The organism is Variibacter gotjawalensis (assembly GCF_002355335.1).
Taxonomy (GTDB): domain Bacteria; phylum Pseudomonadota; class Alphaproteobacteria; order Rhizobiales; family Xanthobacteraceae; genus Variibacter; species Variibacter gotjawalensis.
Genome location: NZ_AP014946.1, coordinates 2,345,930 through 2,366,194 on the forward strand (window position 1 = coordinate 2,345,930; position 20,265 = coordinate 2,366,194).

Here is a 20,265-nt window from a genome sequence, read left to right on the forward strand (position 1 = left end):
GTTGTTCTCGGCATCATTTCCCTCCGGATTTTGCCGGACTGTCGCGCGAGACCGGAGCTATCTGCAAGGCCGCAAACGAAAACGCCGCCCGTGAGGGCGGCGCGTTCGGTCTCTGGAGGGAGAAGGAGAAGGGAGCGTTAGCCGCCCTGACCCGACGTGACCTTGTCGCGAGCCGAGTTCTCGATCGCGCTCTGGTCCGACGAGGACGAGAGGAAGCCGCGCTGTTCCAAGCGAGTGTTGCTGTGGGCGCGGACACCCTGCTGGTAAGCCGGAGCGCTGTAGGCCGGGGCGTTACGGGCGCCGGTCGTCTCGAGATACTCCTCAGCCATGGCGGTCGAGGCAGTTGCGATCGTGAGGGCCGCAATGGCGGCAACGGAAATCTTCTTGAGCATGGGATGCTCCTTTCTTGAATTAAACGAATTTCGGGAGGGGGCGGGGCCGCTATTCAGCGGCCCCAATCACGTGGCGAATTAGCCGCCAAGGCCCGGGTTGGTGTCGGTCTGCGGAGCCGAATTGTGCTGCGCTGCCGGAGCCTGGTTGTAGTGGCGACGGGTCGCCTGCACCGGAGCGCGCTCCTGCAGGAGGATCTGGCTCGCAACCGGGGCTGCGTTACGTGCACCCGTGGTCTCGAGATACTCTTCAGCGTTTGCGACCGAACCCAAAGCAAGCATTGCGGAAGCAATTGCAACAATCGAAAGTGTCTTCTTCATAGTAGTTCTCCAAGTTCTTCACATCTATCCCATCAGCGTGCGGATGACGCGCCGATCTCGGCTTGGTTTTACTTGGCCCTTTGTTGGCGCCATCGGTGTATCAAGTCGATGACGGTGATTTAGGCCTATGCTGCTCCGCAATAAAGGCGATGTTACCGAACAGTATCATCGCTCTCTCCGAACAATCGGGGGGTTGAAATATCAACCCGGTACCCTTGGCGGCGGCAGTCCGGCACACGATATAGGGCTTCGAAGGATTGAAAGTACTCGATAATTTGGCTGCAGCTGCCGGTTGCGTTGCAGCACACGAACATCCCACTTAAAGCTCGTTGGACAATCACGAACGAGTGATCGCTTGGAGCGAATAATGCGCGGTTCTCAATTTGCGGAGCTGACGGCCTTTGTCGCGGTCGCCGAACACAGAAGCTTTTCCAAAGCCGCAGCGCAGCTCGGTATCGCGCCATCCACCCTCAGCGAGACCATCCGTTCGCTCGAAGAGCGCCTCGGTATGCGGCTGTTCAACCGCACGACACGCAGCGTCGCGTCGACCGAAGCGGGCGACCGTCTTCTCTCCAGTCTCCAGCCCGCGCTCGACGGTGTCGGCCGCGCGATCGAAAGCCTCAACGACCTACGCGACAAGCCGGCCGGCACGTTGCGCATCACGATGGCGCGGTCGATCGCGGCCGGTGTGGCGGCTCCCGTGATCGCGGAGTTTCTCGCAAAGTATCCGGACGTCACGCTCGAAATGTCGTCCGACGATCACAAGGTCGATATCGTGTCCGCACGCTTCGACGCCGGCATTCGGATCGGCGAGATGATCGAGAAGGACATGATCGCGCAACGCATCTCCGATCCGTTTCCGTTGATCGCGATCGCGTCGCCGGCTTATTTGCTCAAGCATGGATCGCCGGCCGAGCCCGCGGAGCTGCACGGCCACCGCGCGATCCGTTTTCGCAAAGGCGGCGAGGGCGGATTGCTCGAATGGACATTCGAGCGCGACAAGCGACGCATCGATGTCGATCCGGCCGCGTCATACATCGTGAACGATATGCAGCTCGCGATGCATGCGGCGATCGATGGCGCAGGCATCACGTATCTCCCGCAACTCATGCTCCAGGAGCATCTCGACAGTGGCGCACTCGCGCGTGTGCTCCCCGATTGGGAACACACGCTATCGGGGCTCTTCGTCTATTATCCGAGCCGCCGCCAGATGCCGACGACGCTGCAGGTGTTCATCGACTTCCTCAAAAGCCACCGCATCCGCTGGCAGAGCGGGACGCCTTACGCAGGCGCGACTACTCGCGCACTTTGATCCCGGCGTCGCGGATCACGGGCCCCCATTTGTCGATCTCGGCTTTCAGAAAAGCGCCGAGTTCCTGCGGCGTCGAGCCGACGACGAAGAGGCCGAGCCCTTCAAGTTTCGATTTCACGGAAGGATCGGCGAGCGCCGTCACGGTGTCAGCGTGCATCTTCTTCACGATGTCGTCCGGCGTTTTTGCCGGAACGTAGAACGCGTACCAGCCCGATACATCGAAATCCTTGAGACCGGACTCCGCGAATGTCGGTAAATCCGGCATCGCAGGCGTACGCTTTGCAGTCGTCACCGCGAGACCGCGCACCTGCTGATCCTTCATGAACGGCACCACGGCCGCGATGTTGTTGAAGAATGAATCGACGCGTCCCGGGATGAGATCTTGGATGGCCGGCGCCGCGCCGCGATACGGCACGTGCTGAAGTTTGATCCCGGCTTTCTGCGCGAAGAGCTCACCCGCGAGATGCGGCCCGGTGCCGTGGCCCGGCGTCGCGAAGGTCAACGATTTCGTCTTTGCGAATTCGACAAATTCCTGCAGCGTTTTCGCCGGCGACGAGTTCGGAACCGCGATGACGGCCGGATATTGCACGACGAGAGAAACCGGCGAGAAGTCGGCGACCGGATCGTAGGAGAGCTTCGGATAGACGTGCAGGTTGGTCGATTGAAATTCGCCCGCGAGATAGAGCGTGTAGCCGTCCGGTTGCGAGCGTGCGGCCAGCTCCGACGCGAGGTTGCCGCCTGCGCCGCCGCGATTTTCATAGACGAGCTGCGCGCCGCCCCACATCTCCGCTAGTTTCGCGCCGACAATGCGCGCGATCGCATCTGCGCCGCCGCCGGCCGGATACGGAACGATCAGGCGGATCGGACGGTTGGGCCAAGCCTGGGTCAGGGCTTGGCGCGGGAGAAGGGCAGGCATCGCGAGGGCAGCGGTGGCGATCAGGCGCCGGCGTGTCAGCATGGCATTCCCCCTTTTTGTTATTGTTCTGGAATGAAGCTTAGCCCGGGCTCGCGCCAAAAGCGAAACGGCCGATCTCGCCGACCTGCGCTTCATTTTCAGTCTGACTCGGCTGTTCCGGCGCGCTATAAGCCGCCTAGAACGTTTCCAATCCGCCGAGTATCGCCATGAATGCCCCGACCAAAGTGCCGACCCCGCCGCCATACGCCCACACGCCGCTCTTTCAGCTCGGCAAGGATGAGACGAAGTATCGCAAGATCGGCGATGAGGGCGTGCGCGTCGAGAGCGCGCTCGGACGCGAATTCCTGGTCGTCGAGCGCGAGGCGATCCGCAAATTGTCGGAAGAAGCTTTCATCGACATCAACCACCTGCTGCGCACCGAACACCTGACGCAGCTGCGCTCAATCCTCGACGATCCGGAAGCGACCTCGAACGATCGCTTCGTCGCCTACGATCTCCTGAAGAATGCGAACATCGCGTCCGGCGGAGTGCTGCCGATGTGCCAAGACACCGGCACCGCGATCATCATGGGCAAGAAGGGCCTCAACGTCATCACGGACGGCTCCGATGAAGCCGCGCTCGGCGAAGGCGCCCGCGATGCGTATTGGAAGAAGAACCTCCGCTACTCGCAGGTCGCGCCGATCTCGATGTTCGAGGAGAAAAACACGCGCAACAACATGCCGGCGCAGGTCGAACTTTACGCCGAAGGCGAGTGCGCCGCGAAGGACGCGTACAAGTTCCTCTTCATCGCGAAGGGCGGCGGCTCAGCCAACAAGAGCTTCCTGTTTCAGGCGACGCCGTCGATCCTGACCAAGGATCGCATGATCGCGTTCCTGAAGGAGAAGATCCTCACGCTCGGCACCGCCGCGTGCCCGCCGTATCACCTTGCGATCGTCATCGGCGGCACGTCGGCTGAGCTCACGATGAAGACCGTGAAGCTCGCGTCGACGCATTACTACGACGAGCTCCCGACTCAGGGCTCCGAAGGCGGTCACGCCTTCCGCGACGTCGAGATGGAGCAGGAGATCCACAAGCTGACGCAGGCGCTCGGCGTCGGCGCGCAGTTCGGCGGCAAGTATTTCTGCCACGACGTGCGCGTCATTCGTCTGCCGCGTCACGGCGCATCGTTGCCGATTGGACTCGGCGTGTCATGCTCGGCCGATCGCCAAGCCAAGGGCAAGATCACACGCGACGGCATTTTCCTCGAAGCGCTCGAGCAGCATCCCGAGCAATTTCTGCCGGAAATCGACGAAGCGACGCTCGGTGGCGACGTCGTGCCGATCGATCTGACGAAGCCGATGGACGAGATCCGCGCGACACTCTCGCAGTATCCAATCAAGACTCGCGTCTCGCTCACCGGCCCGATGATCGTCGCCCGCGACTCCGCACATGCGAAACTCCGCGAGCGTCTCGAAAAGGGCGAGGGCCTGCCCGATTATTTCAAGAACCACCCGGTCTACTACGCGGGTCCCGCGAAGACGCCGGAAGGCTACGCGTCCGGCGCGTTCGGTCCGACCACGGCAGGCCGCATGGATTCGTTCGTCGAGCAATTCCAGGCCGCCGGCGGCTCGATGGTGATGCTTGCGAAGGGCAATCGTTCGTCGGCCGTGCGTGAAGCCTGCAAAAAGCATGGCGGCTTCTATCTCGGCTCGATCGGCGGCTCGGCCGCAAACCTCGCCGAGCACTGCATCAAGAAGGTCGAGGTCCACGAATATCCCGAGCTTGGGATGGAGGCGATCTGGCGCATCGAGGTCGAAAACTTCCCGGCCTTTATCGTCATCGACGACAAGGGTAACGACTTCTTCCGCGAACTGAATTTGGGCTAGCGCGATTTTCCGTAGCGCTACAACGGTTTGCGCGGTAACGCGCATAGGCGCTACTTCTGCGAGAAATTATTACCGCCGACGTACGCTGGCGCGCAGACACCGCGCCAGGCGGCGGTTTATGCGGTGAAAACCATGGCGAACCGCAACTCGATCATTCAAAACGCTTCGCCGGCTCTTCAGAAGGAGCTGGCGCGCGTCGCACAACCTATTGACCTTCCGCAGGGCAAGATCCTGTTCGAACAGGACGGCCAAATCGACCTCGTCGTCTTTCCGGACCGCGGCATGGTTTCGTTCGTCGGCCTGACGACCAAAGGCGATGCGCTCGAAATCGCGATGATTGGCCGCGATGGCGCCGCGGGCGCCAGCAGCGTGCTCACGGACGAAAAAGCTTACTGCCGGGCCACAATGCAGATCGCGGGCGCCGGAACGGCGATCCCCGTGCGGGTGGCGCGAGACCTCGCCTTGGCGCACGCTGAACTCCGCAAGGCGCTGGTCGATAGCGAACAGCTTGTCGTCCGCCAGGCGATCCAGAGCGCCGTCTGCGTTGCGACGCACGACGTTGCATCTCGATTCGCGCGCTGGCTGCTGCGCTGCCGCGACGCGACGCAAACCGACATCCTTGGCCTCACGCACGAATACATCGCGCAGATGTTGGCCGTCCGCCGCGCCAGCGTCTCGGCGGCGGCGCACGATCTGCAGGAGCGCGGGTTGATTCGCTACCATCGCGGCGTCATCCACATCCTCGACGCCAAAGGCATCCACGACATCTCGTGCGAGTGCTACGAGAAGCAGGATCAAGTCGGCGGGGCAGGACGTTGAACGCGTATCGCGCCTATCAGCTCAATCGCGAAGGCAAGGTTCATCGTCCCCCGTATGTGCTCGATGTGGCGAGCGACGAGGCGGCGCTCGAAGCCGCCCGGACGTATCTCAACGGTCACGATATCGAAGTCTGGCAAGGCCAGCGCTTCATCGCGACGCTGCGGCATCAGACTGACAAGCCGTAGCATTCGCGACTCTGTCATCGAACAATTTGCCGCTGTGGCGAATTATCGCTGCGGAGGTGCGCCATGAAACTTACAGTCATCACACTCGCTGCTGCAGTCTTGTTCGCCGCGGCCGCACAGGCCCAGCAGCAGTCACCAAGCACGACGCGGCAGATCAACCCGACGACCGGCCAGACCGTGCCCAATCCTCAAGCCGTTCAGCCACGAACCGAGGACGAGAAGCCGGCAAATAGTGGCAGCGCGGCGGGCCAACGCGATCGCGAAACGCCGAAGATCATGCAGGAGCCGCGCCCGAACACCCGGTGATCGGTCAGGCCGGCGCGTTAAAAGCCGTGCCTGCTGCCAAAAAACGATCGAGAACATATTGCGAACATAGAACAAATAGTGTACGGTCGCAGTAACGGTTGATAGCGCGGCTAACGCGTTGTTCAGCCTCGATTCGTGATCCATAAGGAGCCACTGATGGGCCAAGCCGCACTGCGCGTCGTTGAAGGAAATTCTATGGATAAGTCCAAGGCGCTGGATGCGGCGTTGAGCCAAATCGAGCGTGCTTTCGGCAAAGGCTCGATCATGCGGCTCGGTAAGAGCGACAAGGTCGAGACCGAGGTCATTTCCTCCGGCTCGCTTGGCCTCGATATCGCGCTGGGCATCGGCGGTTTGCCGCGCGGCCGCGTCATCGAAATTTACGGTCCGGAATCGTCGGGCAAGACGACCCTCGCTCTCCATGCCGTGTCCGAGGCTCAAAAGCGGGCAGGCGTTTGCGCTTATATCGACGCCGAACATGCGCTCGACCCTATCTACGCACGCAAGCTGGGCGTTAACATCGACGACCTTCTGATCTCGCAGCCCGACACGGGCGAGCAGGCTCTCGAAATCTGCGACACGCTGGTGCGCTCCAACGCAATCGACGTGCTGGTGATCGACTCGGTCGCCGCCCTTGTGCCGCGCGCCGAACTCGAAGGCGAGATGGGCGACAGTCAGCCGGGCCTGCAGGCGCGACTGATGAGCCAAGCGCTGCGTAAGCTCACCGCTTCGATCAACAAGTCGAACACGATGGTGATCTTCATCAACCAGATCCGCATGAAGATCGGTGTGATGTATGGCTCGCCGGAGACGACAACGGGCGGCCAGGCGCTGAAGTTTTACTCCTCGATCCGCCTCGACATCCGCCGCATCGGGGCGATCAAGGAACGTGAAGAGGTTGTCGGCAACCAGACACGCGTCAAGGTTGTGAAGAACAAGCTGGCGCCGCCGTTCAAGCAGGTCGAATTCGACATTATGTATGGCGAAGGTGTCTCCAAGATGGGCGAGATTCTCGATCTTGGCGTCAAAGCTGGTGTCGTCGAGAAGTCCGGTGCTTGGTTCTCGTATGACTCGGTCCGTATCGGGCAAGGCCGCGAGAACGCGAAGACTTTCCTCAAAGGCAATCCCGAGATGGCCGGTAAGATCGAGGTATCGATCCGCCAGAATGCGGGTCTGATCGCCGAAAAGATCTTGGCCGGCGAGCCGGAAGAAGAGGACGACGGCGAGCCCTGAGGTTTCGCGGGGAGGCTCCCGCGAAGCGGCTAATCCCGCGATGCGCGGCTCTAGAAGGAGCTCGTCGCGCTAAAGATGCCGGGTTTATAGGGTGGCGGATAACCAAGTCCGCCGCCTTATTTTTTGGCAACGCCGCATTCCTGGACTTGAACGCGCCGCATCGTTAAAACCGCCCGCAATATCAAGCGGTCAGGCGTTAGCCTGAAACGCAGAGCGGGGAACTATGAGCGGCGTCAACGAGATCCGGCGTACTTTTATTGAGTATTTTGCCAAGGCGGGGCACGAGCCGGTCGCCTCATCGCCGCTTGTGCCGCGTAACGACCCGACACTGATGTTCACCAATGCCGGCATGGTGCAGTTCAAGAACGTCTTCACGGGTCTCGAAAAGCGTCCGTATTCCACCGCCGTAACCGCGCAAAAATGCGTCCGCGCCGGCGGCAAGCACAACGACCTCGACAACGTCGGCTACACGGCGCGGCATCACACCTTCTTCGAGATGCTCGGCAACTTCTCGTTCGGCGACTACTTCAAAGATCGCGCCATCGAACTCGCTTGGAATCTCATCACCAAGGAATTCGCGCTGCCGAAGGAGAAGCTCCTCGTCACCATCTACGCGGACGACGACGAGGCGCACGGCTATTGGAAGAAAATCGCCGGCCTGTCGGACGACAAGATCATCCGCATCGGCACCTCGGACAATTTTTGGCAGATGGGCGACACCGGACCGTGCGGTCCGTGTTCGGAAATCTTCATCGACCAAGGCGACAAGCTGCAGGGCGGCCCGCCCGGCAGCCCAGACGAGGATGGCGATCGCTTCCTCGAATTCTGGAATCTCGTCTTCATGCAATACGAGCAGATCGAGCCGGGCAATCGCGTCTCGCTGCCGCGCCCGTCGATCGACACCGGCATGGGCCTTGAGCGTATCTCCGCGATTATGCAGGGCGTCTACTCGAACTACGACACCGATCTCTTCCGCGCGCTGATCGATGCGACCTCGCACGCGATCGGCCGCGGCCCGACCGATGCCAACCGCGCGTCGTATCGTGTCATTGCCGACCACTTGCGTGCGTCGTCGTTCCTCGTCGCCGACGGCGTGCTGCCCTCGAACGAAGGCCGCGGTTATGTCCTCCGCCGCATCATGCGTCGCGCGATGCGCCACGCCGAACTGCTCGGCTCGAAAGACCCGCTGATGTTTCGCCTGGTCGCGACGCTCGTTCGCGAGATGGGCCAAGCGTATCCGGAACTCGTCCGCGCCGAAGCATTGATCACCGAAACGTTGAAGCTCGAAGAGTCGCGCTTCCGCAAGACGCTGGAGCGCGGTCTGACGCTGCTTGACGAAGAGCGCGCGAAGCTGACGCCCGGCGGCGTGCTCGACGGCCGCGTCGCCTTCCGGCTTTACGACACCTACGGCTTCCCGCTCGACCTGACGCAGGATGCCCTGCGCGCCACCAACAATACGGTCGACACTGCGGCCTTCAACACCGCGATGGAAGAGCAGAAGGTCAAGGCCCGCGCGTCGTGGGCCGGCTCCGGCGAAGCCTCGACCGACGCCGTCTGGTTCGGCGTCCGCGACAAGGTCGGCGCCACCGAGTTTCTCGGCTACGACACCGAGAATGCCGAAGGCGTCGTCCGCGCGCTTGTGCGTGATGGCAAGGAAGTCGCCGAGCTGAAGAAAGGCGAGACCGGTCAGGTCGTCGTCAACCAAACGCCGTTCTACGGCGAGTCCGGCGGCCAAGTCGGCGACACCGGCGCGATGATCGGCGAGGGCGTCCACTTCCGCGTCACCGATACGCATAAGCGAGCCGGCGATCTTTTCGTGCACACAGGCGTCGTCGAAGACGGCACGTTGAAGCTCGAAGCCGCCGTCGCGCTCGATGTCGATCACACACGCCGCCGCGCGATCCGCGCCAACCACTCCGCGACGCATCTCTTGCATGAGGCGTTGCGCCTCGTGCTCGGCGATCACGTCGCGCAGAAGGGCTCGCTCGTCTCGCCCGATCGTCTGCGCTTCGACATCTCGCATCCGAAGCCGATCCTCGCCGAGGAACTCGAGAAGGTCGAAGACATCGCCAACGACGTGATGTTGCAGAACACGCCGGTCGTCACGCGCTTGATGTCGGTCGACGACGCGATTGCGTCCGGCGCACGCGCGCTGTTCGGCGAGAAATACGGCGACGAGGTGCGTGTTGTCGCCATGGGCAACCCAAACGGCAACGGCATGGGATGGTCGGTCGAACTTTGCGGCGGCACGCACGTCAACCGCACCGGCGACATCGGCGCGATCTCGATCGTGTCCGACAGCGCGGTCGCGGCCGGCGTTCGCCGCATCGAGGCGCTGACCGGAGCCGCCGCGCGCAAAGCCGCCAACAATCAGATCAATGTCGCGAAGAGCGCGGCGTCCGAACTTCGCACCTCGCTGGAAGATTTGCCGGCGCGCGTCGCGCAATTGCTCGACGATCGCAAGCGCCTCGAGCGCGAACTCTCCGACGCGAAGAAGAAGCTCGCGATGGGCGGCGGCGGTCAAGCCGCATCGGGTGGCGACACCGGCATGCGCACGGTCGGCGACGTGAAGCTGCTCGCGCGCGCGATCGCCGGCATCGACATGAAGGACCTCAAGGGTCTCGCCGACGAAGGCAAGAAGCAGGTCGGCTCCGGCGTCGTCGCCTTCGTCAGCGTCAATGACGACGGCAAGGCCGGCATCGTGGTCGGCGTGACGCCGGACCTGACGCAGCGTTTCAGCGCGGTCGATCTTGTCCGCAAAGGCTCCGAGGTTCTCGGCGGCAAGGGCGGCGGTGGCCGGCCCGATATGGCGCAGGCCGGCGGTCCGGACGGCGCCAAGGCCGAAGCCGCGCTCGACGCCATCGCGGCAGCGCTCGGCGGCTAGCGCTGCCGTAGCCCGGATGAAGTGAAGCTCGCCGCAAGGCGAGCGAACGAAATCCTGGACAAACCGACCCGGATTACGCGAGCGCGTCGCGCCGCTCCATCCGGGCTACCGGCTGCGCTCTTCGAACGGCTTTTTCTGTTCGCGCTAGATCCGCACCATTCCCATTCTTAGTCATCATCGAATTTTGAAAGACGTCACCGTTGCTTTGCGGGCGCGATCTGGGTCAGACTTGCGAAAAATAACAAGGGGAAACCGCGCAATGAAATTTCGTCGCCGCCAGTTCTTGACGCTTGCCGGTGCTGCACTCGCAGCGCCTGCCTTCGCCCGCCATGGCTACGCGCAAAGCTATCCGTCCCGTCCCGTGAAGATCGTCGTCGGTTACACGCCGGGCGGCTCCGCCGACATCACGGGCCGCTTGATCGGCCAGTGGCTGCAGGAAAAGCTCAATCAAGCCTTCGTCATTGAAAACCGTCCGGGCGGCGGCACCAATATCGCAACCGAAGCCGTCATCGCGGCCGCGCCGGATGGCTATACTCTGCTGCTCACGGCCCCGGCGAACGCGATCAACGCGACGCTCTACGAGAAGATGAACCATCTCTACCTGCGCGACACCGAGCAGGTCGCCGGCCTCATTCGCTTTCCGAACGTCGTCATCGTCAACCCGTCGCTGCCGATCAACACGATCCCGGAGCTCATCGACTACGCGAAGAAGAATCCCGGCAAGCTCAACATGGCGTCGTCCGGCAACGGTTCGACGATCCACATGTCGGGCGAGCTCTTCAAGATGTTGACCGGCATCCAGATGACGCACGTGCCGTATCGCGGCAGCGCGCCGGCGCTCACCGATATGATCGGCGGCTCCGTGCAGGTGATGTTCGACAACATCCCGTCGGCATCGCCCTTCGTGATCGATGGAAAATTGCGCGGCCTCGCCGTCACCTCGACGGAGCGCGCCGCGCTGCTGCCGAAGCTCCCGCTCGTCTCGGAATTCCTGCCCGGCTACGAAGCGTATTCGTGGTACGGCCTCGCGGCGCCGAAAGGCACGCCGAAGGAAATCATCGATAAGATCAACGCCGACGTGAACGCGATCCTCGCCGACGAAAAGACCAAGACGCGTTTCGCCGAACTCGGCGCAACGACAATCCCGGGCAAGCCGGCCGACTTCACCAAGTGGGTCACGGAAGAGACCGAGAAGTGGGGCAAGGTCGTCAAGTTCGCCGGCGTGAAAGCCAGCTGACGCGATGCAGGTCAGCCGTTGCGACGATCCCGCGCGGCTGCCCGATATCCTTGCCGTCATGCACGCGGCTTTCGGTAGCCTGAACATCGATCCGCCCTCGGGCGCGTTGCGCGAGACGGTGGACGATCTTGCAAAACGCCTCGCGAGCGACGTCATTTTCATTGTTGAAGAGGAGGGCGCGCTCATCGCGAGCGTGTTCTGCACGCCGCTCGGCGACGCGCTCTATGTCGGCCGCCTTGCAGTTGCTCCGTCGCATCAGCGGCGCGGCATCGCCAAGCGTTTGATGGCGGAAGCCGAATCCGAAGCACGCCGGCGCTCTCTCGGGAAACTCACGCTGCGCGCGCGGCTCATGCTGCCCGACAACATCGCGTTCTTCCGCGCCTGTGGTTTTGTCACCGGCGCCGAGCACGCGCACGCGGGCTACGCGCATCCGACGAATGTCGAGATGGAGAAAACCTTGTCGGATTGAAGCGGTTCGGTTGGGTTGATCCCTCTCCCGCTTGCGGGAGAGGGTGGCGAGCTTTGTTCGCGAAGCGAACCGCGAGCCGGGTGAGGGGACTTAATGGCGGCCTGCCCTCACCCTAGCCCTCTCCCGCAAGCGGGAGAGGGGACGGTAGAGGCGCTAGCGCGGGATTACAGCGGCTTCCAATAATGTATGAACCCCGAGCGCTCGGCGACTTTGTCGTAGAGCAAACGGCCCGCCGTGTTCGTCTCATGCGTGAGCCAAAACACGCGCTCGCAGTCGCGTTCCTTCGCGATTTTGTAAACGTGTTCGATCAACGCGCGCCCGATGCCCTTGCCGCGAACGCTCTCGTCGGTGAACAGATCCGAGAGGTAGCAAGCCGGCCGGCGGAACGACGTCAGCGTCTGCATCGCGATGTGCACGAGGCCGACCATCCGCTCGCCATCGAACGCGCCATAAGCATCGAGCGGCTGCGTGGGATCGAGAAAGCGGTGCCACGAGAGTTCGATCATCTCTTCCGATAGCTTGCGCTTGTAGAATGTCTGGTAGCCGATCCACAGCGGCTCCCATGCGGCGCGATCGCTTGCGACAAGCTGGCGAACTTCGATCGGCATGGTATCTCCTATTTCTTCTTCGGACCCTGCGGGTGAATGGTCTCGCCGCGCTTGAGCATCGCAACGAACGCTTCGATACGCTTCTTGCGCCCGGCTTCGGTTTTCATGTTGTGCGTGCGCAGCGCGAGCGCGAAACGGTTCTGTGCAGACAGCGTCGCGAGCATCGCTTTGGCTTTCGGCTCGGCATCGATAGCGGCCTGCAGATCGTCCGGGATTTTCATGTCGCGCCCGCGCGCGTAGGCGCGCTCCCAGCGGCCGTCCGCCTTCGCGGCATCGACCTCGCGCAGCCCATGCTCCGTCATGCGATCTTCGGCCATCAACCGCGCGACGTTGTCGACATTCTGCTGGCTCCACGTGCTCTTGCGGCCGCGCCGCGTGTAGCGCTGCAGGAAGCTTTTGTCGTCGAAGCTCTTGCGGATCGCATCGATCCAGCCCCAGCAGAGACAAGCATCGATGGCCTCGATGGGCGTGATCGATTTCAGCCCCGACGCAACCTTATGGACCTTGATCCAGACCTCGGTCTCGCGCGCGTGGTTCTTCGACAACCAGCGATAGAACGCGTCCGGCGTCTTGAACTCATGAACTTTGCTGGGATCGACGATGACCGGCGGCATGTCGCGAAGTGTTACGCAGCGCGCGCAGCTTTGCCAATGACTTCGCTTGATCGAACCATCAAACAAAAACGGCGCAGCCGAAGCCGCGCCGTTCCTAAACTCAGAGTAGCGAAAACGATTAAGCCTTCGCCATCGCCTTCTTGAGGTTCTCGTCGACCTTGTCGAGGAAGCCCGTGGTCGACAGCCAGCGCTGGTCGGCGCCGACGAGGAGCGCGAGGTCCTTCGTCATGAAGCCGGCCTCGACGGTGTCGACGCAGACCTTCTCGAGCGTCTTCGAGAAGTTGATCAGTGCGTCGTTGTTGTCGAGCTTGCCGCGATGCGCGAGGCCGCGCGTCCAGGCGAAGATCGACGCGATCGAGTTGGTCGACGTCTCCTTGCCCTTCTGATGTTCGCGGTAGTGGCGCGTCACGGTGCCGTGCGCGGCTTCCGCTTCGACTGTCTGGCCGTCCGGCGTCATCAGCACCGAGGTCATCAGGCCGAGCGAGCCGAAGCCCTGCGCGACCGTGTCGGACTGCACGTCGCCGTCGTAGTTCTTACAGGCCCAGACGTAGCCGCCTGACCACTTGAGCGCCGAAGCGACCATGTCGTCGATCAGGCGGTGTTCGTAGATGATCTTCTTCTTCGCGAACGCGTCCTTGAACTCGGCGTCGAACACCTGCTGGAAGATCTCCATGAAGCGGCCGTCATACTGCTTCAGGATGGTGTTCTTGGTCGAGAGATAGACCGGATAGCCACGGGCGAGGCCGTAGTTCATCGAGGCGCGCGCAAAATCGCGGATCGACTCGTCAAGGTTGTACATCGCCATCGCGACGCCGCTTTCCGGCGCCTTGAAGACTTCGCGCTCGATGACTTTGCCGTCGTTGCCGACGAACTTGATCGAGAGCGTACCGGCGGTCGGGAACTTGAAGTCGGTCGCGCGATACTGGTCGCCGTAAGCGTGGCGGCCGATGATGATCGGCTGCGTCCAGCCCGGCACGAGGCGCGGCACGTTCTTGCAGATGATCGGCTCGCGGAAGATCACGCCGCCGAGGATGTTGCGGATGGTGCCGTTCGGCGAGCGCCACATTTCCTTCAGGCCGAATTCCTTCACGCGGCCTTCGTCCGGCGTGATGGTCGCGCACTTGACGGCGACGCCGTATTTCTTGGTCGCGTTGGCCGCATCGACCGTGACTTGGTCGTTGGTCTTGTCGCGATATTCGACGCCAAGGTCGTAATATTCGAGCGTGAGGTCGAGGTAGGGATGGACCAGCTTGTCTTTGATGAACTGCCAGATGATCCGGGTCATCTCGTCGCCGTCCATCTCGACGACCGGGTTCGCGACTTTGATCTTAGCCATAGAGAGCCTTCTTGCGGGATCTGAGGCCCTTGCGGCCTCGGGGAAAGGCGGCCCAACTGCCACCTGGGGCTGTGGGCGATGGCGCCGCTATAGCACCCGTCCGGCCGGGGTGAAAGCCGGGAAAATGGCTAATTCTTCGGCTGGCTTAGCCGTCCGCTAGGCCCGCAATTTCAGCACGCCGTATTGGGCGTAACCGCCGTAAATCGCTTCGACTTGTGCCGTCCCCCGGAACCGGAAGGCCAGCAGCTCCATTTCGGCGCCGAGGTCGTCGCGCGGGGTCACGTCGAAGAGCTTCAGCCAGCCGCGCAGCGCCGGCTTGCTCCAGGCCGGCAGATCGCGCTGATCGCCGAAATCGACCACATGCAGCTCGCCGTGCGGGCCGAGCAGGCTAGCGGTCGCTTCAAGCACCCGGCGCCATTCCGGGATCATCGAGAGGCTGTAGGAGAGGAAGGCCCGGTCGAAGGTCTGATGCTGCCGCGTCGGGTTCAGCATCGTCGCATCCGCATAGGCGACGCGCACGCGCGAGCCGACTCCCGCCCGGGTGATCGCCTTCTGCGCGCTGCGCAGCATCTCGGTCGAGACATCGAGGCCGACGAAATGCGCCTGCGGATGCTGCCGCGCGGCGCGGATTAGGTTGCGGCCGGTACCGCAGCCGATCTCGATGACGTGACCGTCGTGCGGCGGGGCGAGGCGATCGATCAGCCGGTCGCGGCCGAGCAGATAGAATTTCCGGGTCAGATCGTAGATGTGGCGCTGACCCGCATACATGCGGTCCATGCGTTGCTGCGGTGTGTCGAGGATAGCCATCACGCCCTCAATACATAGAGATGGAAACCACCGTAGATCGCCGAGCGGTCACGCCGCGTGAAATCGGCCGACGCTTCCGCTTCGTAATGCCAGCGATCGAGTATCTCGGGCGCAACGCGCCCGGGAAGGAGACTAGGCTCCGCAGCTGTCCGGAAGATGACACGCGCACCGGGCCGCGCAGTTCGCGTGATTTCGCGCCAAAGCGCGTTGAGCTGCGCGTCGCTCATCCAGTCTTGCGCGTCGAGCAGCACATAGCGGTCGCGGCTCGCATCGGGCGAAGCGGCGAGAAATTCCGTGAAAGAACGGTTGAGCACTTCGATGCGGTCGGCGCGATCGCGGATCGCGTCGAAATGCATCTCGCGCAAATACGGGGGCAGGGGCCCGTCTTCGGCGTAGCCGCGTCCGAACGCTTGCCACGCGAAGTAATTCTCCGTGAGTGGAAAACCGCAAGCGAGCCGCTCGACGCGCTCGCGCAGCGCGGATGCCATGCCGTCCGATGCGAGCAGCGCTTCATACTGCGCCGGCGGAATGCCGAGGCCGTAGAGCGACACGCGGCGGCCGGTCGCCCAACGAATGAAGCGTTTGTCGAACAGCGGCGCCAGCGTCGTGTTGAAATAGGTGCGCTGCTCGTCGAGCGAACGTGCGCGCAGAACGTCACGCGGATTCACGCCGTAAGCGCGCGCGACGAGATGGCCGATGCCGATGCAGTGGCCGAGCAATCCGCGCCGGTAGAAATTGTCCGTGAAGGCTGCGATGCGCGGCTGGCCGAAACCGGCGTAACGCCGCGTTTCCCAATAGCGCCGCGTGTCCGCATCGAGATGTGGCGCAATGTGGCGGGCGAATGCCGCGACGTTGGTGTTTTGATCGGCCTTGCCGAAGAAATCGTAGAAGCTGCGCCACGACGGCAGCCGTTGCGCGGCGGTGATTTTGAGACGGTTGAGCGCAACATGCGCGGGGCTCAGATCCACCGCCGTGATGCGGCGTGGATCGCCGGTCAGATACGAGAGGATGTTGCATCCACCGGACGCGATGGCGACGACATGACTGTCGGGCGTGAGCGCCAGCGCTTCGAGATCGACCTCCGGATCTTCCCAGATCTGCGGGTAGACGAGCCCCTTGAAAGCCCAGGCGAAGAGGTGTTCGAGCAGGCCCGTGCGCGTCCAAATCGCGCTCGGCCCCACGGCTTCGCGGAGGCGTTTCCCGGCATTCATGTGCTTTTCTCGTGACTTCAGTCCGAAACGAATGCCGTGATTTGCGTGACGGGACGCTGACGCTCGGGTGCAAGTTTCATGAATCCTTGCGATTTCGGCTTCGGGGCGTTAGGCAACCGGCCGTCATGGAACCGCAATAGATGCCCGGCTCGGGAACCGACAAAACCAAGCGCTGGGTCGAAGAACCGTCCCCGATCGTGATCCTCGTCGAGCCGCAGCTCGGCGACAACATCGGCACGTGTGCGCGCGCGATGGCGAATTTCGGCCTTAGCGAGTTGCGCCTTGTGAAGCCGCGCGACCCGTGGCCAAACGATCGCGCTTACGTGACGGCGTCCGGCGCCAATCGTGTCCTCGACAACGTGAAGCTCTACGACAGCGTGAAGGACGCGATCGCCGACTGCACGCTCGTGCTGGCAACGACCGCTCGCGCGCACGATCAGGCAAAGCCCGTCGTTTCGGCCGAGGAAGCCGCGCGCGTCATGCAGCCGCGCATCGGTGCGGGCGAGAATGTCGCGATCCTGTTCGGCCGCGAGAAATGGGGCCTGGAGAATGACGAAGTCGGGCTCGCCGACCAGATCGTTACGCTGCCGGTCAACCCGGCCTTTGCGTCGCTCAACCTCGCGCAGGCCGTGCTGATCCTCGGTTACGAGTGGTTCAAGCTGGCGACGGAGAACAAGTTGCCGTTCGCCATGCCGCAACGCTCACCTGGTGTGAAGAAGGAGCAGCTGCAGGCCTTCTTCGACAATCTCGAACGCGAGTTGGAGAAGGTGGAGTTCTTCCGCCCCGCCGAGAAGAAGCCGACCATGCAGGTGAATCTGCAGAACATCTTCCATCGCATGGCGCCGACGCAGCAGGACATCCAAACGCTGCAGGGCGTCATCATGGCAATCGCGCACGGCCGTAAAGGTCCGGCGCGCGGCGGCTCGATGGACGGCGCGGAGGCGGCGGCCTTGCGCACTTTGCTCGCCGAACATTCGGAAGGAACGACGCGGGCGACACGCGCACCCGCGCGCGGTCTCTCGCGGTTGCTTCGCCGCAACCCGACTGAAGCCGAACGCATTCTGTGGGACGCGTTGACGAAGGATCGCCGCTTCGCCGGCCAGGGATTCAAACGCCAAGTGCCGATAGGCCCCTACATCGCGGACCTCGTCTCGATACCGCTGCGGACCGTGATCGATGTCGTCCCGGCGGACGAAAGTGAGGAGGCTGCCAAGACGCGGGCGAAAAAGCGCGAGTGGATGGCGGCGCGCGATTACCGCATTGTGCCGTTGACGGCGCAAGATATCGAAAACGATGTGACAAGCGTGTTGGCAAAAGTGGAAAAAGCGCTCGCCGCGTAGAAAAACATCTCCGTCGTCATGGCCCGCTTCATGCGGGCCATCCACGTCTTTCTTTTTGCGATCCAGAGGAAGAAAGTAAGTCGTGGATGGCCCGGACGAGCCGGGCCATGACGGGATGCAATTGCGAGACTGCGAAATGAAACTGTGCCGGACGCTACTTGCGACATTTGCGATCATCTTGACCGCGCTTCCCGCCCACGCCGACGATTACCCCTCGCGCCCCATCACGCTCATCGTGCCCTTCGCGGCCGGGGGCGCTTCTGATGTGATCGCGCGCGTTGTCGCCGACGAGATGGGCAAGCATCTTGGCCAGCGCCTCATCAACGAGAACATTCCGGGCGCCGGCGGAACGACGGCGCTTCTGCGCGCCGCGAATGCGAAGCCTGACGGCTACACGGTCGCGATCGGCAATGCGGGCACGAACGCCGCCGCCTACACGATCTATCCAGACATCAAATACAAGCCGGACGCTTTCGTGCCGGTCGTGATGATCGCGAAGACATCGCCGCTCATCGCCGTGAAGAAGGACCTTCCGGTGAAAACGCTCGCCGAATTCATCGATTACGCAAAGAAGAACAAAGGCAAGGTGACGCTCGGTCACGCCGGCGTCGGCTCGTCGAATTATCTCATCTGCCGTTCGTTTGTCGCAGCCGCCGGTGTCGACATCACGCTGGTCGGCTATCGCGGCGGTGGCCCGGCGCTCAACGATCTCATCGGCGGCCAAATCGACGGCGTCTGCGATAACGGAACGTCGCTCGCCGGTGCGGTCGAGAACAAGCAAGTGAACGCGCTGGTCGCGTCCGGCACGACGCGCATCGCATCGATGCCGGATGTCCCGACATCGGCGGAAGCCGGGCTGCCGAACTTTCAAGCACAAGGTTGGAACGCGCTTTTCGTGCCCAAAGGCACGCCCGACGATGTGATCAAGAAGCTTAACGATGCGGCGCGCAAAGCGCTCGCGAGCGACACCGTGAAGAAGCGGTTCTTCGATCTCGCCGCCACCGAACCGGCCGAGGACGAACTCACGCCGGATTATCTCGTGAAGTTCGTGCCCGCCGAAATCGAGAAATACAAAGCGCTGCTGAAGTAGTTACTTGAACTTCTTCAGCGCGGCGCTTGCGCCGGCCTGCAGGAACGCCGTATCGCTAGCGATCGCGAAGAAGCGGAAGCCACGCTGCTCGAGTTCGAGTGCGCGTTCCGGCGTTGCGGTGTAAGCGCCCGCGATCTTTCCGGCCTTCTGCGCCGCCGCGATGATCGTATCGATCGCGGCGTCGACTTCCTTCGAATGCGGATCGAGCGTGCGCCCGTCCGTCAGCGTGATCGAAAGGTCCGACGGCCCGACGAAAGCCGCATCGATGCCGGGCATCGCGAGGATCGCGTCGACATTTTTGATCGCGGTGCGCGTCTCGATCATCGCGAAGGTGAGCACCGCATCGTTGGCTGCCTTGAGATAATCGCCTTTGTGCACGCCGGTCAGCTGCGATGCGCGGGACGGTCCCCAGCTGCGTGCGCCGATCGGCGGAAACTTTGTCGCGGCGACGAACGCCTTCGCGTCTTCGATAGTATTGATCATCGGCGCGATGATGCCTTCCGCGCCGGCATCGAGCACGCGGCTCGCGACCGAGAACCCGCCTTGCGGAATGCGCACGACGGCAGCCGCACCGCCGGCGCGGATCGCGGCGATGCCCGCGAAGGTCGTCGGCATATCGTAGAGGCCATGCTGCTGGTCGAGCGTCACGCACGGATAGCCTTCGCGCGCGATCAGCTCGGCGACGAGCGGCGAGGCCATGCCGCACCAGCCGGTCGGAACGGTTTCGCCGGCACGCAGCCGGTCAGCGAGCGAAAAGCCAGTCATGCGAAATTCCTCTGCGGGATCATCGGGAGCGGCCGGACACTGTCACAGTTCGGCGCAAAAGAAAGCCCCCGCCGTTGAGGGGCGGGGGCTCACAAAACAGCCGTGACGTGAAGGATCAGGCGTTCTTGATCTGATCGATCGCGGTTGCCATCAGCTCGTCCATCGTGCGGCGAATCTGGTGGTCCGATTGCTCGACCTTTTTGGCGTCGAAGTCGGCGCGCACCTTACGGAACACGTCGTCGTCGCCTTGCTCTTCGAAGTCCGCCGCGACCACTTCCTTGGCATAGGCTGTCGCATCGTCGCCGGTGATTCCCATCTTCTCGGCAGCCCAAAGGCCCAGCAAGCGATTCCGGCGCGCATTGGCCTTGAAGCGCAGCTCCTCGTCGTGTGCGAACTTCTTCTCAAAGCCTTCTTGGCGTTTGTCGAATGTCGTCATGAAATCTCTCTCACCGCATCAAGGGTCACGTCGTGCATATAAGCGCGGTCCGCCGGAATCAACCGGACCTTACCGCCTTGGCGGCCCTTGGCCGCAGGGCGGCAGGCCTCGATTCGACTGCGATG

Annotated in this window: 21 protein-coding genes; 11 read left to right on the forward strand and 10 right to left on the reverse strand. The window is 62.6% G+C overall.

The genetic code is table 11. From position 1 onward, the window contains the following. Positions 1–137: 137 nt before the first annotated feature. Positions 138–392, reverse strand: coding sequence for a hypothetical protein (locus tag GJW30_RS11345; RefSeq protein ID WP_096355356.1), 255 nt, complete (start codon positions 390–392; stop codon positions 138–140). A 78-nt stretch (positions 393–470) separates the two neighbouring features. Then, positions 471–710 (reverse strand): hypothetical protein, encoded by a 240-nt coding sequence (locus tag GJW30_RS11350; protein WP_096355358.1) that lies wholly within the window; start codon positions 708–710, stop codon positions 471–473. A 367-nt stretch (positions 711–1,077) separates the two neighbouring features. Between GJW30_RS11350 and GJW30_RS11355 the strand changes: the two genes are divergently transcribed. Beyond that, positions 1,078–2,022 (forward strand): LysR family transcriptional regulator, encoded by a 945-nt coding sequence (locus GJW30_RS11355; RefSeq protein ID WP_096355360.1) that lies wholly within the window; start codon positions 1,078–1,080, stop codon positions 2,020–2,022. On the opposite strand, the gene GJW30_RS11360 is transcribed toward GJW30_RS11355, so the two are convergent. Further along, positions 2,006–2,980, reverse strand: a complete 975-nt coding sequence (locus tag GJW30_RS11360) for a Bug family tripartite tricarboxylate transporter substrate binding protein (RefSeq protein WP_157746740.1) — start codon at positions 2,978–2,980, stop codon at positions 2,006–2,008. The two genes, GJW30_RS11355 and GJW30_RS11360, sit on opposite strands and share 17 nt — an antisense overlap. 164 nt (positions 2,981–3,144) lie before the next feature. On the opposite strand from GJW30_RS11360, the gene GJW30_RS11365 reads away from it, so the two are divergent. The 8 genes from GJW30_RS11365 (at position 3,145) to GJW30_RS11400 (ending at position 11,933) form a co-directional block, all read left to right on the forward strand. Continuing rightward, entirely contained in the window at positions 3,145–4,803 is a 1,659-nt protein-coding gene (locus GJW30_RS11365; RefSeq protein WP_096355364.1) for a fumarate hydratase, read from the forward strand. 132 nt (positions 4,804–4,935) lie between these two features. Further along, the gene (locus GJW30_RS11370; RefSeq protein WP_130364893.1) at positions 4,936–5,622 is read left to right on the forward strand and encodes a Crp/Fnr family transcriptional regulator; all 687 of its coding nucleotides are present in this window, start codon (positions 4,936–4,938) and stop codon (positions 5,620–5,622) included. Then, positions 5,619–5,807, forward strand: a complete 189-nt coding sequence (locus tag GJW30_RS11375) for a hypothetical protein (protein ID WP_096355368.1) — start codon at positions 5,619–5,621, stop codon at positions 5,805–5,807. Before GJW30_RS11370 ends, GJW30_RS11375 begins: the two co-directional genes overlap by 4 nt. A 63-nt stretch (positions 5,808–5,870) precedes the next feature. Beyond that, positions 5,871–6,113, forward strand: coding sequence for a hypothetical protein (locus GJW30_RS11380; protein ID WP_096355370.1), 243 nt, complete (start codon positions 5,871–5,873; stop codon positions 6,111–6,113). A gap of 156 nt (positions 6,114–6,269) precedes the next feature. After that, positions 6,270–7,343, forward strand: coding sequence for a recombinase RecA (recA, locus tag GJW30_RS11385; protein ID WP_096355372.1), 1,074 nt, complete (start codon positions 6,270–6,272; stop codon positions 7,341–7,343). Between the two features lie 223 nt (positions 7,344–7,566). Next, positions 7,567–10,227: an alanine--tRNA ligase gene (alaS, locus tag GJW30_RS11390; RefSeq protein WP_096355374.1), complete on the forward strand. Its 2,661-nt coding sequence runs from the start codon at positions 7,567–7,569 to the stop codon at positions 10,225–10,227. 259 nt (positions 10,228–10,486) lie between these two features. Beyond that, positions 10,487–11,464, forward strand: a complete 978-nt coding sequence (locus tag GJW30_RS11395; RefSeq protein WP_096355376.1) for a Bug family tripartite tricarboxylate transporter substrate binding protein — start codon at positions 10,487–10,489, stop codon at positions 11,462–11,464. Between the two features lie 4 nt (positions 11,465–11,468). After that, positions 11,469–11,933, forward strand: a complete 465-nt coding sequence (locus tag GJW30_RS11400) for a GNAT family N-acetyltransferase (protein WP_096355378.1) — start codon at positions 11,469–11,471, stop codon at positions 11,931–11,933. Between the two features lie 164 nt (positions 11,934–12,097). On the opposite strand, the gene GJW30_RS11405 is transcribed toward GJW30_RS11400, so the two are convergent. The 5 genes from GJW30_RS11405 to GJW30_RS11425 all read right to left on the reverse strand — a co-directional run bounded on the left by GJW30_RS11405 (position 12,098) and on the right by GJW30_RS11425 (position 16,509). After that, the gene (locus GJW30_RS11405) at positions 12,098–12,541 is read right to left on the reverse strand and encodes a GNAT family N-acetyltransferase (protein ID WP_096355380.1); all 444 of its coding nucleotides are present in this window, start codon (positions 12,539–12,541) and stop codon (positions 12,098–12,100) included. Between the two features lie 8 nt (positions 12,542–12,549). Beyond that, on the reverse strand, positions 12,550–13,155 hold the full coding sequence (locus GJW30_RS11410; protein ID WP_096355382.1) for a YdeI/OmpD-associated family protein: 606 nt from the start codon (positions 13,153–13,155) through the stop codon (positions 12,550–12,552). Positions 13,156–13,273: 118 nt separating this feature from the next. Next, positions 13,274–14,491, reverse strand: coding sequence for an NADP-dependent isocitrate dehydrogenase (locus tag GJW30_RS11415; RefSeq protein ID WP_096355384.1), 1,218 nt, complete (start codon positions 14,489–14,491; stop codon positions 13,274–13,276). Between the two features lie 156 nt (positions 14,492–14,647). Then, positions 14,648–15,298, reverse strand: a complete 651-nt coding sequence (locus GJW30_RS11420) for a class I SAM-dependent methyltransferase (protein ID WP_096355386.1) — start codon at positions 15,296–15,298, stop codon at positions 14,648–14,650. Continuing rightward, on the reverse strand, positions 15,298–16,509 hold the full coding sequence (locus GJW30_RS11425) for a BtaA family protein (RefSeq protein ID WP_096355388.1): 1,212 nt from the start codon (positions 16,507–16,509) through the stop codon (positions 15,298–15,300). Before GJW30_RS11425 ends, GJW30_RS11420 begins: the two co-directional genes overlap by 1 nt. A gap of 140 nt (positions 16,510–16,649) precedes the next feature. On the opposite strand from GJW30_RS11425, the gene GJW30_RS11430 reads away from it, so the two are divergent. Both GJW30_RS11430 and GJW30_RS11435 read left to right on the forward strand, forming a co-directional pair. After that, entirely contained in the window at positions 16,650–17,849 is a 1,200-nt protein-coding gene (locus GJW30_RS11430; protein ID WP_096355390.1) for a TrmJ/YjtD family RNA methyltransferase, read from the forward strand. A gap of 136 nt (positions 17,850–17,985) precedes the next feature. Next, entirely contained in the window at positions 17,986–18,939 is a 954-nt protein-coding gene (locus GJW30_RS11435) for a tripartite tricarboxylate transporter substrate-binding protein (RefSeq protein WP_096355392.1), read from the forward strand. Here GJW30_RS11435 and GJW30_RS11440 read toward each other — a convergent pair whose 3' ends face one another. Together GJW30_RS11440 and GJW30_RS11445 are read right to left on the reverse strand one after the other, a co-directional pair. Continuing rightward, positions 18,940–19,704: an HpcH/HpaI aldolase family protein gene (locus GJW30_RS11440; protein ID WP_096355394.1), complete on the reverse strand. Its 765-nt coding sequence runs from the start codon at positions 19,702–19,704 to the stop codon at positions 18,940–18,942. A 115-nt stretch (positions 19,705–19,819) separates the two neighbouring features. Next, on the reverse strand, positions 19,820–20,140 hold the full coding sequence (locus tag GJW30_RS11445; protein ID WP_096355396.1) for a DUF1476 domain-containing protein: 321 nt from the start codon (positions 20,138–20,140) through the stop codon (positions 19,820–19,822). Between the last annotated feature and the right edge of the window lie 125 nt (positions 20,141–20,265).

Bases quoted from the DNA above. Each gene is read 5' to 3' on its own strand.
- GJW30_RS11415 (WP_096355384.1), bottom strand. From the start codon at position 14,491: ATGGCTAAGATCAAAGTCGCGAACCCGGTCGTCGAGATGGACGGCGAC.
- GJW30_RS11400 (WP_096355378.1), top strand. From the start codon at position 11,469: ATGCAGGTCAGCCGTTGCGACGATCCCGCGCGGCTGCCCGATATCCTT.
- GJW30_RS11430 (WP_096355390.1), top strand. From the start codon at position 16,650: ATGCCCGGCTCGGGAACCGACAAAACCAAGCGCTGGGTCGAAGAACCG.
- alaS (WP_096355374.1), top strand. From the start codon at position 7,567: ATGAGCGGCGTCAACGAGATCCGGCGTACTTTTATTGAGTATTTTGCC.
- GJW30_RS11440 (WP_096355394.1), bottom strand. From the start codon at position 19,704: ATGACTGGCTTTTCGCTCGCTGACCGGCTGCGTGCCGGCGAAACCGTT.
- GJW30_RS11410 (WP_096355382.1), bottom strand. From the start codon at position 13,155: ATGCCGCCGGTCATCGTCGATCCCAGCAAAGTTCATGAGTTCAAGACG.
- GJW30_RS11350 (WP_096355358.1), bottom strand. From the start codon at position 710: ATGAAGAAGACACTTTCGATTGTTGCAATTGCTTCCGCAATGCTTGCT.
- GJW30_RS11370 (WP_130364893.1), top strand. From the start codon at position 4,936: ATGGCGAACCGCAACTCGATCATTCAAAACGCTTCGCCGGCTCTTCAG.
- GJW30_RS11380 (WP_096355370.1), top strand. From the start codon at position 5,871: ATGAAACTTACAGTCATCACACTCGCTGCTGCAGTCTTGTTCGCCGCG.
- GJW30_RS11345 (WP_096355356.1), bottom strand. From the start codon at position 392: ATGCTCAAGAAGATTTCCGTTGCCGCCATTGCGGCCCTCACGATCGCA.
- GJW30_RS11355 (WP_096355360.1), top strand. From the start codon at position 1,078: ATGCGCGGTTCTCAATTTGCGGAGCTGACGGCCTTTGTCGCGGTCGCC.
- GJW30_RS11445 (WP_096355396.1), bottom strand. From the start codon at position 20,140: ATGACGACATTCGACAAACGCCAAGAAGGCTTTGAGAAGAAGTTCGCA.
- GJW30_RS11365 (WP_096355364.1), top strand. From the start codon at position 3,145: ATGAATGCCCCGACCAAAGTGCCGACCCCGCCGCCATACGCCCACACG.
- GJW30_RS11435 (WP_096355392.1), top strand. From the start codon at position 17,986: ATGAAACTGTGCCGGACGCTACTTGCGACATTTGCGATCATCTTGACC.
- GJW30_RS11405 (WP_096355380.1), bottom strand. From the start codon at position 12,541: ATGCCGATCGAAGTTCGCCAGCTTGTCGCAAGCGATCGCGCCGCATGG.
- GJW30_RS11425 (WP_096355388.1), bottom strand. From the start codon at position 16,509: ATGAATGCCGGGAAACGCCTCCGCGAAGCCGTGGGGCCGAGCGCGATT.
- recA (WP_096355372.1), top strand. From the start codon at position 6,270: ATGGGCCAAGCCGCACTGCGCGTCGTTGAAGGAAATTCTATGGATAAG.
- GJW30_RS11420 (WP_096355386.1), bottom strand. From the start codon at position 15,298: ATGGCTATCCTCGACACACCGCAGCAACGCATGGACCGCATGTATGCG.
- GJW30_RS11395 (WP_096355376.1), top strand. From the start codon at position 10,487: ATGAAATTTCGTCGCCGCCAGTTCTTGACGCTTGCCGGTGCTGCACTC.
- GJW30_RS11360 (WP_157746740.1), bottom strand. From the start codon at position 2,980: ATGCTGACACGCCGGCGCCTGATCGCCACCGCTGCCCTCGCGATGCCT.